13 protein-coding genes are annotated in these 15641 nt (G+C 69.7%); 11 read left to right on the top strand and 2 right to left on the bottom strand.

Annotation, left to right across the window (positions count from 1 at the left end; translation table 11 throughout):
• Positions 1-150 precede the first annotated feature (150 nt).
• From QM517_RS05640 to QM517_RS05615, 6 genes are all read left to right on the top strand, one after another.
• On the top strand, positions 151-1359 hold the full coding sequence (locus QM517_RS05640) for an MFS transporter (RefSeq protein WP_283285774.1): 1209 nt from the start codon (positions 151-153) through the stop codon (positions 1357-1359).
• Positions 1360-1433: 74 nt separating this feature from the next.
• Positions 1434-3740 (top strand): maltose alpha-D-glucosyltransferase, encoded by a 2307-nt coding sequence (gene treS, locus QM517_RS05635; RefSeq protein WP_303655309.1) that lies wholly within the window; start codon positions 1434-1436, stop codon positions 3738-3740.
• 39 nt (positions 3741-3779) lie between these two features.
• Positions 3780-4334, top strand: coding sequence for a hypothetical protein (locus QM517_RS05630; protein ID WP_283285773.1), 555 nt, complete (start codon positions 3780-3782; stop codon positions 4332-4334).
• 71 nt (positions 4335-4405) lie between these two features.
• The gene (locus tag QM517_RS05625) at positions 4406-5077 is read left to right on the top strand and encodes a hypothetical protein (protein WP_283285771.1); all 672 of its coding nucleotides are present in this window, start codon (positions 4406-4408) and stop codon (positions 5075-5077) included.
• Between the two features lie 111 nt (positions 5078-5188).
• Entirely contained in the window at positions 5189-6820 is a 1632-nt protein-coding gene (locus tag QM517_RS05620; protein ID WP_283285770.1) for a sensor histidine kinase, read from the top strand.
• Positions 6802-7965 carry a hypothetical protein gene (locus QM517_RS05615; RefSeq protein ID WP_283285768.1) on the top strand — a complete coding sequence of 388 codons (1164 nt, stop codon included), beginning with the start codon at positions 6802-6804 and terminating at the stop codon, positions 7963-7965. The genes QM517_RS05620 and QM517_RS05615 overlap by 19 nt, the downstream gene beginning before the upstream one ends.
• Positions 7966-7976: 11 nt before the next feature.
• On the opposite strand, the gene QM517_RS05610 is transcribed toward QM517_RS05615, so the two are convergent.
• Entirely contained in the window at positions 7977-8354 is a 378-nt protein-coding gene (locus QM517_RS05610; RefSeq protein ID WP_283285766.1) for a response regulator transcription factor, read from the bottom strand.
• Between the two features lie 110 nt (positions 8355-8464).
• Between QM517_RS05610 and coaE the strand changes: the two genes are divergently transcribed.
• From coaE to QM517_RS05595, 3 genes are all read left to right on the top strand, one after another.
• Positions 8465-9064: a dephospho-CoA kinase gene (gene coaE / locus QM517_RS05605; protein WP_283285764.1), complete on the top strand. Its 600-nt coding sequence runs from the start codon at positions 8465-8467 to the stop codon at positions 9062-9064.
• A gap of 144 nt (positions 9065-9208) precedes the next feature.
• Positions 9209-11278 carry an excinuclease ABC subunit UvrB gene (gene uvrB, locus QM517_RS05600; protein ID WP_077049976.1) on the top strand — a complete coding sequence of 690 codons (2070 nt, stop codon included), beginning with the start codon at positions 9209-9211 and terminating at the stop codon, positions 11276-11278.
• A gap of 33 nt (positions 11279-11311) precedes the next feature.
• A complete protein-coding gene (locus QM517_RS05595) occupies positions 11312-11734 on the top strand; it encodes a VOC family protein (RefSeq protein WP_283285762.1) in 423 nt (140 codons plus the stop codon).
• A gap of 112 nt (positions 11735-11846) precedes the next feature.
• Here the strand turns inward: QM517_RS05595 and QM517_RS05590 are convergent, their stop codons facing one another.
• A complete protein-coding gene (locus QM517_RS05590; protein ID WP_077049978.1) occupies positions 11847-12083 on the bottom strand; it encodes a hypothetical protein in 237 nt (78 codons plus the stop codon).
• A gap of 34 nt (positions 12084-12117) precedes the next feature.
• Between QM517_RS05590 and QM517_RS05585 the strand changes: the two genes are divergently transcribed.
• Together QM517_RS05585 and uvrA are read left to right on the top strand one after the other, a co-directional pair.
• Positions 12118-12552 carry a MarR family winged helix-turn-helix transcriptional regulator gene (locus QM517_RS05585; RefSeq protein WP_077049979.1) on the top strand — a complete coding sequence of 145 codons (435 nt, stop codon included), beginning with the start codon at positions 12118-12120 and terminating at the stop codon, positions 12550-12552.
• 147 nt (positions 12553-12699) lie between these two features.
• Entirely contained in the window at positions 12700-15639 is a 2940-nt protein-coding gene (uvrA, locus tag QM517_RS05580) for an excinuclease ABC subunit UvrA (protein WP_278101494.1), read from the top strand.
• Positions 15640-15641 lie beyond the last annotated feature (2 nt).

Genomic DNA, 15641 nt, shown 5'->3' with positions numbered 1-15641 from the left:
TTCTAAGACGAAATGGCCACCCAACGCTGGGTGGCCATTTCGCATATACGGACACATTTGCTTTCAGGCGTCGATCGACCCTCCACGGAGGGGAGATCGGCGCCTTTTTGCGTTCGCTCTGGGTGCGTGGCGAACGGATAGGGTCGCTACGTGAGCGGCTTCTCAGGACATATCCCCGGAAGTCGGGCGTATCGCCGTCTTCTCGTGGGGCTGTTCTTCGGGGGCGTGGCGACGTTCGCGCAGCTGTACGCGACACAGGCCGTCCTCCCGCAGGTCGCCATCGACACAGGAAGTGATCCCGCGACGGCGGCTCTCACCGTGTCCGCATCCACTCTCGGGCTGGCCGTCGCCGTGCTTCCGTGGTCTCTGGTCGCGGACCGCGTCGGGCGGATCCCCGCGATGGCGATCGGCGTGATCGCGGCGACCCTCCTGGGTGCAGCCGCCGCGTTCTCGCAGGACATCACCGTGCTCCTCGCGCTGCGGCTCCTGGAAGGGGTCGCACTGGGAGCCGTGCCGGCCGTCGCTCTCGCGTACCTGAGCGAGGAGGTGAGCCCGCGGCATGTCGCGGCAGCCGCAGGTTCCTACATCGCCGGCACCACCGTGGGCGGACTGAGTGGTCGGCTCGTCTCCGGCCCGATCGGGGAGCTCGCCGGCTGGCGGTGGGGCGTGGCCGCGGTGATCCTCCTCTGCGCGGTGGCTGCCGCGATCTTCCTGACTCTCGTCCCGCCCGCACGGGGATTCGTTCCTGGTCGGGCGCGTGCGCTCCCTGGCCCCACGGTCTTGGCGCGTCTTCGCGTGAATCTCCGTTCACGCGTCCAATTGGCCCTGTACGCCCAGGGGTTCCTCCTCATGGGCGCGTTCGTCGCGGTGTACAACTACCTCGGGTTCCATCTCGCGCAGCCCCCGTTCTCGCTGGCCCCCGCTGTCGTGACGCTGCTGTTCCTCGCCTACCTCGCCGGGACGGTGTCGTCGCCCCGCGCGGGCGCGGTGGCCGTCCGGCGCGGACGGTTCCCGGTCCTGGAAGCCTCGATCGGCATCACCGCGGCCGGTGCGGTTCTGATGGCGGTGCCGTCGACCTTCGTCGTCATCGTCGGGCTCATCGTGTTCACGGCGGGGTTCTTCGCTGCGCATGCCGTGGCATCCGGGTGGACTCCGGTCGCGGCGGTGCCCGAGGCGCGCGCTCAGGCGTCTTCTCTGTATTACCTCGGCTATTACGGCGGGTCCAGTCTGTTCGGCTGGCTGCTCGGCCTCGTCTTCAGCACGGTCGGGTGGACGTGGTTCATCGGCGCCGTCGTCGGCATGTGTGCGATCTCGGCAGCCGTCGCGTGGGTGGCTCTGCGTCCCGGTGGTGATCGGTGAGGCGAGGTTCTGCCGACTCCGGGTCAATCCCTCACCACGATGTCGTTCATGACGACTACCGTCGGTACGACGACATGAGGAGGTCGCGAGTGGACGACGCCGACGAGCTGACGACAGCACGGACGCCGGAGGACGGTATCGACAGCAGCGCCACGGGCGACGATGCCGGGGAGCCGGTCGCTGAGATCAGCTACGACGAACAGCGCTACCCGGCCCGCCCTCGACGTCTGCGTCCGCGCGAGCAGTTCCGGGGCGGCACGCTGCGGCGCTTCCTCACGGATCCCCGCAACGCGAACGGCGCGAATCCGTCGTACGTCGAATGGCTCGTGCGGCAGTCGATGCTGAAGGATGCCGACGTGCTGAGCCGACAGTTGTCGGGGCAGCCCTCGATGTGGCGGAACCCCTATGCGCGCCCCGACGCGCGTCGCGCGATCGAGTCCACCGACGTGTGGTTCACGGCCTATCCGATCTCGCTCATGGCGCGCCCGGGGGAGTCCTTCCTCGACGCTCTGGGCGATGAGGCGCTGTGGGAGGCCTTCGAGTGGGTCGGGATCAACGGCATCCATACCGGTCCGGTCAAGCGCGCGGGTGGGATCAGCGGGTGGCAGGAGACGCCCAGCGTCGATGGCCACTTCGACCGCATCAGCACGCAGATCGACCCGGAGTTCGGTGACGAGAACGCCTTCCGTCGTATCGCCGACATGGCCGATGCGCACGGCGGAAGCGTGATCGACGACATCGTGCCGGGACACACCGGCAAGGGTGCCGACTTCCGGCTGGCGGAGATGGCCTACAAGGACTACCCCGGGATCTACCACATGGTCGAGATCCCGCGCGAGGACTGGGGGCTCCTGCCCGAGGTGCCCGCGGGCCGCGACTCGGTCAATCTCGACGCCGAGACGGAGCGCGAGCTCAGCGCCCGCGGATACATCATCGGCGAGCTCCAGCGCGTCATCTTCTTCACTCCCGGGGTCAAGGAGACGAACTGGAGTGCCACCGCACCCGTCGTCGGCACGGACGGACTCGAGCGCCGCTGGGTGTACCTCCACTACTTCAAGGAGGGGCAGCCCTCGATCAACTGGCTGGATCCCACCTTCGCCGGCATGCGCCTGGTGATCGGTGACGCGCTCCACTCGCTGGGCGATCTCGGCACGAGCGCGTTGCGCCTGGACGCGAACGGGTTCCTCGGCGTCGAGAAGAGCGCGGAGGGGCTCCCGGCGTGGTCGGAGGGCCATCCGCTCTCCCACGCCGCGAACCACATCATCGCGGGCATGGTGCGCAAGGTCGGCGGCTTCACGTTCCAGGAGCTGAACCTGACGATGGAGGACATCCGGGACACCGGGGCCGTCGGGGCCGATCTGTCGTACGACTTCGTGACGCGCCCCGGGTACCACCACGCCCTCGCCACGGCGAACACCGAGTTCCTGCGGCTCGCGCTCACGACGGCACTCGAGACCGGCGTCGAGCCCGTGCAACTGGTCCACGGCATGCAGAACCACGACGAGCTGACGTACGAGCTGGTGCACTGGGCCACGACGCACCGCGACACCGTCTATCCGTTCCGCCACGGCGAGTCGACCGGCGGGGAGATCGCGGAGACCGTGCGGGCCGAACTCACGCAGGCCCTCACCGTCGACGCCGACTACAACCTCGTCTTCACGCAGAACGGCATCGCCTGCACGACGGCGTCCCTGATCGCCGCGACGCAGGGCAAGGCCACCCTGGACGACATCACCGAGGCCGACGTCCCCGCGATCCGCGACGCTCACCTCCTGCTCGCGAAGTACAACTCGTGGCAGCCCGGTGTCTTCGCGCTTTCGGGGTGGGACCTCACCGGGTCGCTCACCGTTCCCGCCGACGAGGTGCGTCACCTGATCTCCTCCGGTGACACCCGGTGGATCGAGCGCGGAGCCCACGATCTTCTCGACGTGGCTCCCGACGCGTCCACTTCCGCCTCGGGGATGCCGCGCGCGCGGTCGCTCTACGGATCGCTCGCCCGGCAGCAGGCCGATCCCGACTCCTTCCTCGCCGGTCTCCGCGACATCCTGCGGATCCGCAGCGAGAACGAGATCGCCGTGGCCTCCCAGGTCGACATCCCGCAGGTCGGGCACCCCAGCATGCTCGTGATGGTGCACAGGCTGGACGGCGGCGACCGCCGCCTCGAGGATGCGCCGCTGCAGATCACCGTGCTCAACTTCTCCGGCGAGAGCATCGAGGGCACGGTGCGTTCGGAGTGGCTCGTTCCTCAGAGCACCGCCGTGGATGCCGCGACGGGCGACGTCGTCGGCCGGGTCGATGAGCTGCAGAGCTTCGCACTCGAGCTGGGCCCGTACGCCGGGCTCTTCCTCCGGCTGCAGGGTCCCGAGGCCGCGGAGGACTAGCGGACGGTCGTGTCGGAGGTCGTGCGTACGCTTCGGCGTGTGAACGAATCGGTCCGATGTCTCGTGTCCGGATGCGGCGACGCCGTCGCGCCGGACGCGCCGCTCGGTCTGTGCGGTGAGCACCTGATGACCGCGGCGGAGTGGGTCGGCCGCCGTGACGGCGTCGCCGATGTCCTGCCCACGCCGTGTCTCCTCTGCGGCTCACGGTTGGGTGTCCGCTGGCCGAGCGGCTGGCTGTGCGCCGTGTGCGAATGGCGGCACGGCGAGCCCGTGGACGGCGAGCTGCCCCCGCCCCGCATCGACGTGGTCTACTACCTGCGTTTCCGTGATCGCGTGAAGATCGGTACGAGCGCCCGGCCGCGGCAGCGACTGCGGGCGATCCGTCACGACGAGCTCCTCGCATTCGAACGGGGCGACCGGTCGGTGGAGCGGCGGCGCCATGCGCAGTTCGCCGCCGAGCGGTTCGGCGGATCGGAGTGGTTCGCCCGTACCGATGTCCTCGACGCCCACATCGCCGCCCTCTCCGACGGCGTGGACGATCCCTGGGACCTGTTCGCGCGGTGGACGAGCGAGGCCTTCGCGCGGCAGGGCTGACCGGCCGCGCGTCACAGGGGACTCAAAGCCCGCGGTCCTAGCGTGATGTCCCCAGCCACAGGGAGGCACTCATGGGTTTCCTCGATCGACTCTTCGGCGGCGGCGAGGATCAGCGTCGCCCGTCGTCGATCCCGACGTCGTCGGCATCCGGGTCCGCGAGCGGTACCCGCGACGCCGAGGGGCGCTACGCCCCGCCGCCCCCGCCCGGCGCCGCCGGCCCGGCATCCGACCCGGCGGGCGACGACGCACAGGCGCTGGAGCGGTATCGCTACCTCCTGCGGACGGCGCCCCCCGAAACCGTCGAGCAGGTTCACGCCGAGGCGTTTGCCCGGCTGACGCCCGGCCAGAGGCAGCAGGTCCTGCACGAGCTCTCCTCCGGGCTCCCGGCGTCGGAACGGCCGGTCGGCGACGACCCGGCCTCGCTGGCCCGCGCGGCGACACGGGCGGAGTACACACGTCCGGGGTTCATGGAGCGCACGTTCGGCGGACGCTCCTTCGCTGGCGGTGGGGGAGCACCGGGGTTCGGATCGATGCTCGGCGCCTCGATGCTCGGAACGATCGGCGGCTACGTGATCGGGTCCGCGCTGGTCGGAGCGTTGTTCGACCCGGGATACGCCGCCGGCTTCGAGGACGGGGTGGCGGCCGACAGCGGCGATGCGGCATCCTTCGACGATCCGGGTGCATCCGACGTCGGGGGATTCGGGGATTTCGGCGCGGATTTCGGCGGAGACTTCGGATTCTGACGCCGCAGCCGCGGGCCGTCCCGCCGCGCGCTCGGGGGCGGAGGGTCGACTCCTCCCGCGTGCCGCGTGGGGATCGCGCGTGCGGGGGTCCTGCGCGCTAGGGTCGAGGCCATGTCCGGCCCGTCGCCGAGCGAGCGGCTCGGTCTCCACCGCAGCCTGCTGACCAGTCAGCTGCTGCAGGCGGCCGCCACGGTACTCGCGGCCGTGGCGACACTCGTCCTCGGGCAGATCGAGGACGTGACGCTGTTCGTGGCGGGTGCCGGGATGATCTTCGTGTGCGCGGGGATCGTCGTCCTCTCGCCCCGGGACGATCTGCCGTCGTGGCTGATCCTCGTCGCTCCGGTCGTCGACGTCGCCGCGATCGGGCTCATGCGCCAGAGCGCCCCGGTTGCGGGCATCGGACTGCTGTGGGCCTTCCCGGCCATCTGGATCGGCTCGGCCTTCGGGGTGCGCGGGGTCGTGGGCGTGACGGCGACCGTGTCGGCCATCATCGCCTATCAGACATTCGACGGGTCGCAACGCGTCGCGGCGTCGACCTTCGTGCTCCCGTTCACGCTCGCCGCGCTGGCGACGATGTCGCACTTCGCAGCCAAGCGAACCCGTGCGCAGCGAGCCCTGCTCGAGAAGCAATCGGCGGAACTGCGGCGTTCGCTCGAGCGGTCGCGTCGGCAGGAGGACCTGGTCACCGAAGTGCTCGACGCGGTCGACTTCGGCGTCATCCGCATCACCGCGGAGGGCGAGTACTCGGTGAGCAACGAGGCGCACGCGCGGCTGCAGGCCGGAGCGGGATCGCTCGGCCCCGCGCCGGCGGTGTACGCCGCAGACGGCATCACCCCGCTCGTCGCGAGCGAGACGCCGTTCGCGCGCGCTCGCGCCGGGGAGGCATTCGAGGGGGAGCTCGTCTGGTTCGGGATGCCGGGCGACGACCGCCGCGCTCTGAACGTGACGGCGCGGCACCTCCCCGCGCGCGACGGCGTCGGCGCGGGCACCGTCGTCGTCTCGCGCGATGTGACGGCCGAGGAACTGGCGCTCCGAGCCCGCGAGGACCTGGTGGCGAGCGTCTCGCACGAGCTGCGCACGCCCCTCACCTCGATCATCGGCTACCTCGAACTCGCCCTCGACGACGATGCCCTGGCGGGCGCGACGCGTGAGCAACTGGAGATCGCCGAGCGGAACGCCACGCGTCTTCGCGAACTGGTGGCCGACATCCTCGCGATGTCGGCGGCCTCCCGGCACGGGGTCGGGTTCGCGCTCGAACCGGCCGCGACCGACGTCGCCGACATCGTCGCGAGTGCCGTCACCTCGGTGGCGCCGCGCGCAGCGGCGCACGGCATCCGGGTCGACGCCTCGGGTGTGCGTTCCTGCCCGGCCGTCGTCGACGCGCACCGTCTGCGGCAGGTCGTCGACAATCTGCTGTCCAACGCCGTGAAGTACAACACCAGCGGCGGGGTCGTGCTCGTCTCCGTCGCGCGCGAGGCCGACGCCGTCCTCATCACGGTCGCCGACGACGGGCCCGGAATCTCGCCGAGCGAGCAGGGGCGCATCTTCGAGCGCTTCTTCCGTGCGGACACCGTGCGCAACTCCAGCGTCCACGGCAGCGGCCTGGGCCTGGCGATCAGCCGGGACATCGCGCGTGCCCACGGCGGCGACATCACGATGACGACCGAGCCCGGGGCAGGGTCGGTCTTCACCGTGCATCTGCCGCAGAAGGAAGGAGCGGCGTCATGGTCTTCGACGTCCTGAGCCTGCAGACGGCCTCGTCCCTCGTCATCCTGGTGTCGGCCGTGCTGTACCTGCTCGACACCCTCATGCTGCGCGACGCTCTCCCGGGGCGGCTCTGGGCGACGGCATTCCTCGCCGGGGTCTTCTCCGCGGTGTGCTACCTGGTGTGGGTCTCGGTGCCCGGGGCTTTCGTCGCCCTCGCCCTCGGCAACGGGGCGTTCGTCGCGGCGACGGCGTTCATCTGGCTGGGCAGTGTGGCCTTCAACGGGCGACCGCTCCGGATCCCGCTCATCATCACCGCGGTCGGTCTCGCCGTCGTCGTGGTGCTCGCCCTCGTCGACGGGCCTTCGGCGGGCGACTGGGCGGGAGCGGTGGCCCTGTTCCTCGCCAATGCGCTGTTCGCCGTGCTCGGGGCGATCGAGACGCGACGCGGCGCCATCGGACGACGATGGAGCGCGGCGGCTCTGACGACGATCCTGGCCATCGAGGCCGCCTGGTTCTTCGTCCGCACGATCGTGTTCGTGTCCCAGGGCCCGGAGAGCCCGGTATTCCTGACCTACTTCGGCACCAGCGTCTCCGCCTTCCTCACGATGTCCCTCGTGGTGGCCGCCGTCGTGGTCACCTCCGTCCTGCGCACGAGCGAATCCGCCCTGCGCGGCAACCCCGAGACGCGACAGCTCATCGTCGACCGCAACGGAGTCCTGCTTCGCGAGTCGTTCGGTGCGGTCCTCACCATCCTCGTGGCGCGCGCCCGAGCAGCCGGAGAGGACCTGTGCGTCATCGGCATCCGGGTGGACGATCTGCGGCGGGTGGCCACCGCCTTCGGTCCCGAGGAGGCGGAGGAGATGGCGCGGGCGTTCCGCGCGTCCGTGCGGCGGCACGCCCCGACGATGGCACTCGTGGGGGAGACGGACGCGACCGGCCTCGCGGTCGCCTTCTCGACGGCGGGGGCCACCGACCATCGACGGATCGTCCGTGTGCTTCACGAGCGGCTCGTCGCCGACCTCTCGGACCTCGGGACCTCCGTCGTGCCGGTGGTGGGGATCGGCGTGGCGCTCGCCTCTGTCGACGGCGCGGACGGTCCGACCCTCGTCGACCGAGCGGATGCGAACGCGAGCCACGCCGCGTCGACGGGCGAGCAGCCCTTCGGCCTCGCTACGGACTGAGGGCGGGGCGATCAGTCCTCGTCGTCCGCGGCCACGAGGGCGTGCACACGGGCGCGGAGCTCACGAGGGCGGAACGGCTTCGTGAGGTAGTCGTCGGCGCCGGCCTCGCGCGCGAGCCGTTCTTCCGTGGCATCCACTCGGGCGCTCACCATGAGGATGCGCGTCGTGCTGAACTCCCGGATGCGCCGAGCCGTCTCGAAACCGTCGAGTCCGGGCATGCTGACATCGAGCGTGGTGACCGCGGGGTCGGTGCGCCGGACCGTCTCGATGCCGGTGAGACAGTCGACGGCGGTGTGCACGACGAAGCCCACCGGTTCGAGGGTCGCCGTGAGCAGCGAGCGGATGTCGACGTCGTCCTCGATGACGACCACGACGTTCGGATTCGGCATGATGACACTCTCGCCAACCGGTCGGAGGGCGCGGATGCGGCCTTGATCGAATGGTAGACCACCCCGGATGGCACCGGCCCCGGGCGTGGCGGCTGTGGCATCCTCGAGGGGTGACCCTCCTCGCGCTGACCGGCGGAATCGCGTCCGGAAAGTCCACGATCTCCCGGATGCTCGCCGAGAAGGGCGCGGTGATCGTGGATGCGGATGCGATCGTCCGCGAGGTGCAGGCGCCCGGTTCGCCGGTGCTCGCCGCGATCGCCGCGGAGTTCGGACCCGAGGTGCTGCAGCCCGATGGATCGCTCGACCGGCCCGCGCTGGGAGCACGGGTCTTCGGTCATCCCGAGCGGCTCGCCGCGCTGAACGCGCTGGTGCACCCCGCGGTGCGGGAGGAGTCGCAGCGGCGATTCCGCGCGGCGCTCTCCGCCGATCCCGGCGCCCTGGTCGTCTACGACGTCCCGCTCCTCGCGGAATCCCGCGGGACCGGCGAATGGGACCTCGTCGTCGTGGCCCACGCTCCGGCTGAGCTGCGCGTGCGGCGGCTCGTCGATCAGCGCGGGCTCTCCGAGGCGGAGGCCCGCGCCCGGGTCGCGGCCCAGGCCGGCGACGACGAACGATTGGCGCTCGCGAACGTCGTGATCGACACGGCCGGCGACATGGATGCCACGCGATGCCAGGTCGACGAGCTGTGGGACCGCGTCTCGCGGGACTGAGCCGTCACGGTCCCGCCCCCGGGCGGCGATCCCCTCGGAGAGTCGACGAACGCGTCGCCGGGCGTCGGTCCGTCGAGCGTCCCGCTCGCGCATGGCGAACAGCACGCCGGCCCCGATGTCGGAGGCCCCGCCTACGCTGGAATCATGCAGGCCACGCGTTCCGTCCGCCCCTTCGAGGTCATCAGCGAGTACTCCCCGTCCGGTGATCAGCCGCAGGCGATCGCCGACCTGGCCGCGCGGATCAACGCCGGCGAGACCGACGTCGTGCTGCTTGGCGCCACCGGTACCGGAAAGTCGGCGACGACCGCCTGGCTCGTCGAGGCCGTCCAGCGCCCGACGCTCGTCCTGGCCCACAACAAGACGCTCGCGGCCCAGCTCGCCAACGAGTTCCGCGAACTCATGCCCAACAACGCTGTCGAGTACTTCGTCTCGTACTACGACTACTACCAGCCGGAGGCGTACGTCCCGCAGACCGATACGTTCATCGAGAAGGACTCCTCGATCAACGCGGAGGTCGAGCGTCTTCGCCACTCGACGACGAACTCCCTGCTGTCGCGTCGCGACGTCGTCGTGGTGTCCACGGTGTCCTGCATCTACGGCCTCGGCGCGCCCGAGGAGTACCTGCGGGCCATGGTCGCGCTGCAGGTGGGGGAGCGGTACGACCGCGACGCTCTGATCCGCAAGTTCATCGCGATGCAGTACAACCGCAACGACGTCGATTTCTCGCGCGGCAACTTCCGCGTCCGCGGCGACACGATCGAGATCATCCCGGTGTACGAGGAGTACGCGATCCGCATCGAGATGTTCGGTGACGAGATCGAGGCGCTGTACATGCTGCATCCGCTGACGGGCGACGTGGTGCAGAAGATGGACTCCGTGCCGATCTTCCCCGCGTCGCACTACGTCGCCGGGACCGACACCGTGCAGCGCGCGATCGGCACCATCGAGCACGAGCTGGCCGAACGGCTCAAAGAGCTCGAGTCGCAGAACAAGCTCCTCGAGGCGCAGCGGCTGCGGATGCGCACCACGTTCGACCTCGAGATGCTGCAGCAGCTGGGCTTCTGCTCGGGCATCGAGAACTACTCGCGGCACCTCGACGGCCGCAATCCGGGGGATCCGCCGCACACGCTGCTGGACTTCTTCCCCGACGACTTCCTGCTCGTCATCGACGAGTCTCACGTGACCGTCCCGCAGATCGGGGCGATGTACGAGGGCGACGCCTCCCGCAAGCGGACGCTCGTCGAGCACGGCTTCCGTCTGCCGAGCGCGATGGACAACCGCCCGCTGCGCTGGGACGAGTTCAAGAACCGCATCGGGCAGACGGTGTACCTGTCGGCGACGCCCGGGCGCTACGAGATGGGCATTGCCGACGGCGTGGTCGAGCAGATCATCCGCCCGACCGGCCTCGTCGACCCCGAGATCGTCGTGAAGCCCTCGAAGGGACAGATCGACGACCTGCTCGAGCAGATCCGTGTGCGCGTCGAACGCGACGAGCGCGTCCTGGTGACGACACTGACCAAGAAGATGGCGGAGGAGCTCACCGACTTCCTGGGGGAGCACGGTGTGCGCGTGCGGTACCTGCACTCCGACGTCGACACCCTTCGGCGCGTGGAACTGCTCACGGAACTCCGCGCCGGGGTGTACGACGTGCTCGTCGGTATCAACCTGCTGCGCGAGGGTCTCGACCTGCCCGAGGTGTCTCTCGTCGCGATCCTGGATGCCGACAAGGAAGGGTTCCTGCGCAGCGGGACCTCCCTCATCCAGACGATCGGTCGTGCCGCCCGCAACGTGTCGGGCGAGGTGCACATGTACGCCGACAAGATGACCGACTCGATGCGGAACGCCATCGAGGAGACCGAGCGACGCCGGGAGAAGCAGATCGCGTACAACACGGCGAACGGCATCGACCCGCAGCCGCTGCGGAAGAAGATCGCCGACATCACCGAGGTGCTCGCACGCGAGGCCTCCGACACCCGGAGCCTGCTGTCCCGCAACGACAAGGCGGGGAAGGGCAAGTCGCCGACACCGCAGCTGCGTCGCACCGGGATCGCCGCCGAAGGCGCCGATCAGCTGGAGTCGACGATCGCCGACCTCACCCAGCAGATGCTCGCGGCTGCGGGCGAGCTGAAGTTCGAGCTCGCGGGACGCCTGCGCGATGAGGTGCAGGACCTGAAGAAGGAGCTCCGCGCGATGGAGCGCGCCGGACACGCCTGAGCGGCCGACGGCGGGGAGCGACGGGACGCGATCATGGAGCAGAGGATCTCGCTGATCACCCTCGGCGTCGCCGATCTTCGGCGATCGGTCGCCTTCTACGAGCGCCTCGGCTGGCGGCGGTCGCCGAGTTCGGTCGAAGGGGAGGTCGCCTTCTTCGATCTGGTGGGCATGGTCCTCGGGTTGTGGTCGCGGGAGACGCTCGCGGCCGACTCGACCGTGACCGACGAGAGCGGATGGGGCGGCGTGACCCTGGCCCACAACGTGCGCGAGCCCGACGAGGTGGATGCCGTCCTGGCGGAGGCCGTTGCTGCCGGTGCGGCGCTCGGCCGGCCGGGGGCCCCGACGGAGTGGGGCGGTTACTCGGGCGTCTTCGTCGATCCGGACGGTCATCCGTGGGAGATCGCGGTCAACCCGGGGTGGCCCCTCGATTCCGATGGACGACCGCGGTTGCCGTGACGCGACATCGACTTCGGTGACGAACGCGGCCCCACGGCCGCGCAGCCGTCACGGGCAGTGCAGGAGCGGCTTCAGGCCCCGGGGCCAACAGAGCCCCACGGCCGCCCAGCTGTCACGGGCAGTGCAGGAGCGGCTTCACGCCCGACCGGTCGACGCTGTGCTCGGACATCGGGTGACCGCACAGGGGGCACGGGCGTCCGGTGCGCACCGGTTCGGGCGTCGTCTCGTACGGGCCGACCGATGCGGGTCCGGCGACGCGGATCAGGCGTGTGTTGATGTACTGGTACCACCCGCCGGCGGCCCGCACGCGTTCGCGCAGCGGGGGCCGGTCGGCATCCTTTTGTGCCATGATCATTAGTGTACTAAGTATTTGAGGAGGGTGCGTGGACGATCCGCTGCGCTTGGAGAATCAGGTGTGCTTCGCGCTCGTCACCGCCGCGCGCAACGTGGTGTCGATCTACCGTCCCGTGCTCGAACCGCTGGGGCTCACTCATCCGCAGTACCTGGTGATGCTGGCGTTGTGGGAGCAGGCGCCCCGGTCGCTGAGCGCCCTCGCCGGCGAGCTCGCGATGGAGCCCGCCACCCTCTCGCCCCTGGTCAAGCGACTCGAAGCGCAGGGGCGGGTGAGGCGAACGCGGCGCGTCGACGACGAGCGCGTCCTGGACATCGACCTCACCGCCGACGGTCGCGCGCTGCGCGAACGGGCGATCGAGGTGCCCGCGCGGATCATGGAGCGCGTCGGCATCGACGAGCGCGCGCTCATCGCACTGCGCGACGGCCTCGCACCGTTCGCGGGGAGATTCGACCCGAACGGCTGAGTCCCCGGATCCCGATCCGGCCCGAGCGGGCGAGGGCGCGTCCGCGAGGAAGCCTCGGCCCGCGTGACGCGGACCCGCACCCTCGCACACATGTGCGCCGGAGGCGAACCCGGGACCGATGTCGGAGGGGGAACCTAGACTTGACGAGTGCCCATCGTTCCTGTCTCGTCTCCCGGAAACACCAGCGGAAAGCTCAGTGTTCGCGGCGCCCGCGTCCACAACCTGAAGAACGTCGACCTCGACATTCCGCGTGATTCGCTCGTGGTCTTCACCGGCCTCTCGGGGTCGGGGAAGTCGAGCCTGGCGTTCGACACGATCTTCGCCGAGGGCCAGCGCCGCTACGTCGAATCGCTGAGCGCGTACGCGCGTCAGTTCCTGGGCCAGGTCGACCGTCCGGACGTCGATTTCATCGAGGGCTTGAGCCCGGCGGTCTCGATCGACCAGAAGTCGACCAACCGCAACCCCCGCTCGACCGTGGGCACGATCACCGAGATCCACGACTACATGCGTCTGCTCTGGGCGCGTATCGGCGTGCCGCACTGCCCCGACTGCGGCGCCCCTATCCAGCGTCAGACGGTGCAGCAGATCGCCGATCAGCTCATGGAGCTGCCCGAGCGGACCCGCTACCAGATCGTCGCGCCGGTGGTGACGCAGAAGAAGGGCGAGTTCGTCGACCTCTTCAAGGAGCTCAGCGCGAAGGGGTACGCGCGCGCCGTCGTCGACGGTGAGCTGGTGCAGCTCGCCGAGCCGCCGACGCTGAAGAAGAGCTACAAGCACGACATCGCCGTGGTGGTCGACCGTCTCGTGGCCTCGGGCGACATCCTCAGCCGCGTCACCGACTCCGTGGAGACGGCCCTCGGACTCGCTGGCGGCATCATGCAGGTGAACTTCGTCGACGAAGAGGGGGATGCCGCCTGGCAGTCGTTCTCCGAGAAGCTCGCGTGCCCCAACGGACACCCGCTGCAGCTGACCGAGATCGAGCCGCGGACCTTCTCGTTCAACGCACCGTTCGGCGCCTGCCCGGTGTGCTCGGGCCTCGGTACCCGCATGTCGGTCGATGTCGACCTCATGCTCGGCGACGAAGAACTCTCGATCCGCGACGGGGCGATCCTGCCGTGGACGACGCAGGGCAAGGGCCTCTTCCAGTACTACGAGCGGCTGCTCGAGGGTCTTGCGCGCGACCTGGACTTCTCGCTCGACACGCCGTGGCGCGACCTCTCGAAGGACGTCCAGGACGCGGTGCTCCGCGGTGAGAACTACAAGGTCACCGTCAAGTGGAAGAACCGCTACGGGCGCGAGATGCGGTACTCCTCCGGTTTCGAGGGCGTCGTGCCCTACATCGAGCGTCAGTACCTCCAGGCCGAATCCGACGCGCAGCGCCAGCGCTGGTCGGAGTACCTGCGCGAGGTGCCGTGCGCCGTGTGCGACGGCGACCGGCTCAAGCCCGAGGTCCTGGCCGTGCTCGTCGACGGAACCTCGATCGCCGCGGCATCCCGCCTGAGTCTCGCGGACGCGCGCGAGTTCTTCACGAAGCTCACGCTCACCGACCGCGAGGCGACCATCGCCGCGGCCGTCCTGCGCGAGATCCGCGCGCGCTTGGACTTCCTGCTGCAGGTCGGGCTCAACTACCTCAGCCTCGGCCGCGCCGCCGGCACGCTCTCGGGCGGCGAGGCGCAGCGCATCCGTCTCGCGACGCAGATCGGGTCCGGCCTGACCGGCGTGCTGTACGTGCTGGACGAGCCGTCGATCGGTCTGCATCAGCGCGACAACCGTCGTCTGATCCAGACCCTCGAGACCCTGCGCGACCTCGGCAACACCCTCATCGTGGTCGAGCACGACGAAGAGACCATCCACGCGGCCGACTGGGTCGTCGACATCGGACCCCGCGCGGGCGTCGACGGCGGCAACGTGGTGCACTCCGGTCCGCTCGCCCAGCTCCTCGACGACGACCGGTCGCTGACCGGCGCGTACCTCTCGGGTCGGCGGTCGATCGAAGCGCCGAAGAAGCGGCGCAAGATCGACAAGAAGCGTCAGGTCACCGTCGTCGGCGCGCGCGAGAACAACCTGCAGAACGTGACCGTCGACTTCCCGCTGGGGGTGCTGACGGCCGTGACGGGCGTCAGCGGTTCGGGGAAGTCCACGCTGGTCAACGGCATCCTGTACGAAGTCCTCGCGTCCAAGCTCAACGGCGCACGCCGCGTGCCGGGCAAGCACACGCGCGTCACGGGTCTCGACAACCTCGACAAGGTCGTGCACGTCGACCAGGCCCCGATCGGCCGCACGCCGCGCTCGAACCCGGCGACCTACACCGGCGTGTTCGACCGCATCCGGACGCTGTTCAGCGAGACGCCCGAAGCGAAGGTGCGCGGCTACCAGGCCGGGCGATTCAGCTTCAACGTCAAGGGCGGCCGCTGCGAGGCGTGCTCGGGCGACGGCACGCTCAAGATCGAGATGAACTTCCTCCCCGACGTCTACGTCGACTGCGAGGTGTGCCACGGCAAGCGGTACAACCGCGACACGCTGTCGGTGCACTACAAGGGCAAGAACATCGCCGAGGTGCTCGAGATGCCGATCTCCGAGGCGGCGGAGTTCTTCGAGCCGATCCAGGCGATCCACCGGTACCTCAAGACGCTCGTGGACGTGGGGCTGGGGTACGTGCGTCTGGGCCAGTCGGCGACGACGCTGTCGGGCGGCGAGGCGCAGCGCGTCAAGCTCGCGACCGAGCTCCAGCGGCGCAGCAACGGCCGTTCGATCTACGTGCTCGACGAGCCGACGACGGGCCTGCACTTCGAGGACGTCTCGCTGCTGCTGAAGGTGCTCAACGGCCTGGTCGACAAGGGCAACACCGTGATCGTCATCGAGCACAACCTCGACGTCATCAAGAGCTCGGACTGGGTCATCGACCTCGGCCCCGAGGGCGGTGCCGGTGGTGGAACGATCGTCGCGACCGGAACGCCCGAGCAGGTCGCGGCGGTGTCGGGGAGCCACACGGGAGCCTTCCTCGCGGAACTCCTCGAGACCGGTCGCACCGGCACGCAGCGCAACACCGCCGAGCGCGAGCCGGAACTGGCCCGCGCGGGAGCCTGAGC

Source organism: Microbacterium sp. IEGM 1404 (assembly GCF_030056775.1).
Classification (GTDB): Bacteria; Actinomycetota; Actinomycetes; order Actinomycetales; family Microbacteriaceae; genus Microbacterium.
This window is presented reverse-complemented; position numbering and strand designations above follow the sequence as displayed.

Excerpts from the sequence above, each read along its gene's own strand:
- treS (WP_303655309.1), top strand. The coding sequence starts at position 1,434 with ATGAGGAGGTCGCGAGTGGACGACGCCGACGAGCTGACGACAGCACGG.
- QM517_RS05625 (WP_283285771.1), top strand. The coding sequence starts at position 4,406 with ATGGGTTTCCTCGATCGACTCTTCGGCGGCGGCGAGGATCAGCGTCGC.
- QM517_RS05620 (WP_283285770.1), top strand. The coding sequence starts at position 5,189 with ATGTCCGGCCCGTCGCCGAGCGAGCGGCTCGGTCTCCACCGCAGCCTG.
- QM517_RS05615 (WP_283285768.1), top strand. The coding sequence starts at position 6,802 with ATGGTCTTCGACGTCCTGAGCCTGCAGACGGCCTCGTCCCTCGTCATC.
- QM517_RS05610 (WP_283285766.1), bottom strand. The coding sequence starts at position 8,354 with ATGCCGAATCCGAACGTCGTGGTCGTCATCGAGGACGACGTCGACATC.
- uvrB (WP_077049976.1), top strand. The coding sequence starts at position 9,209 with ATGCAGGCCACGCGTTCCGTCCGCCCCTTCGAGGTCATCAGCGAGTAC.
- QM517_RS05595 (WP_283285762.1), top strand. The coding sequence starts at position 11,312 with ATGGAGCAGAGGATCTCGCTGATCACCCTCGGCGTCGCCGATCTTCGG.
- QM517_RS05590 (WP_077049978.1), bottom strand. The coding sequence starts at position 12,083 with ATGGCACAAAAGGATGCCGACCGGCCCCCGCTGCGCGAACGCGTGCGG.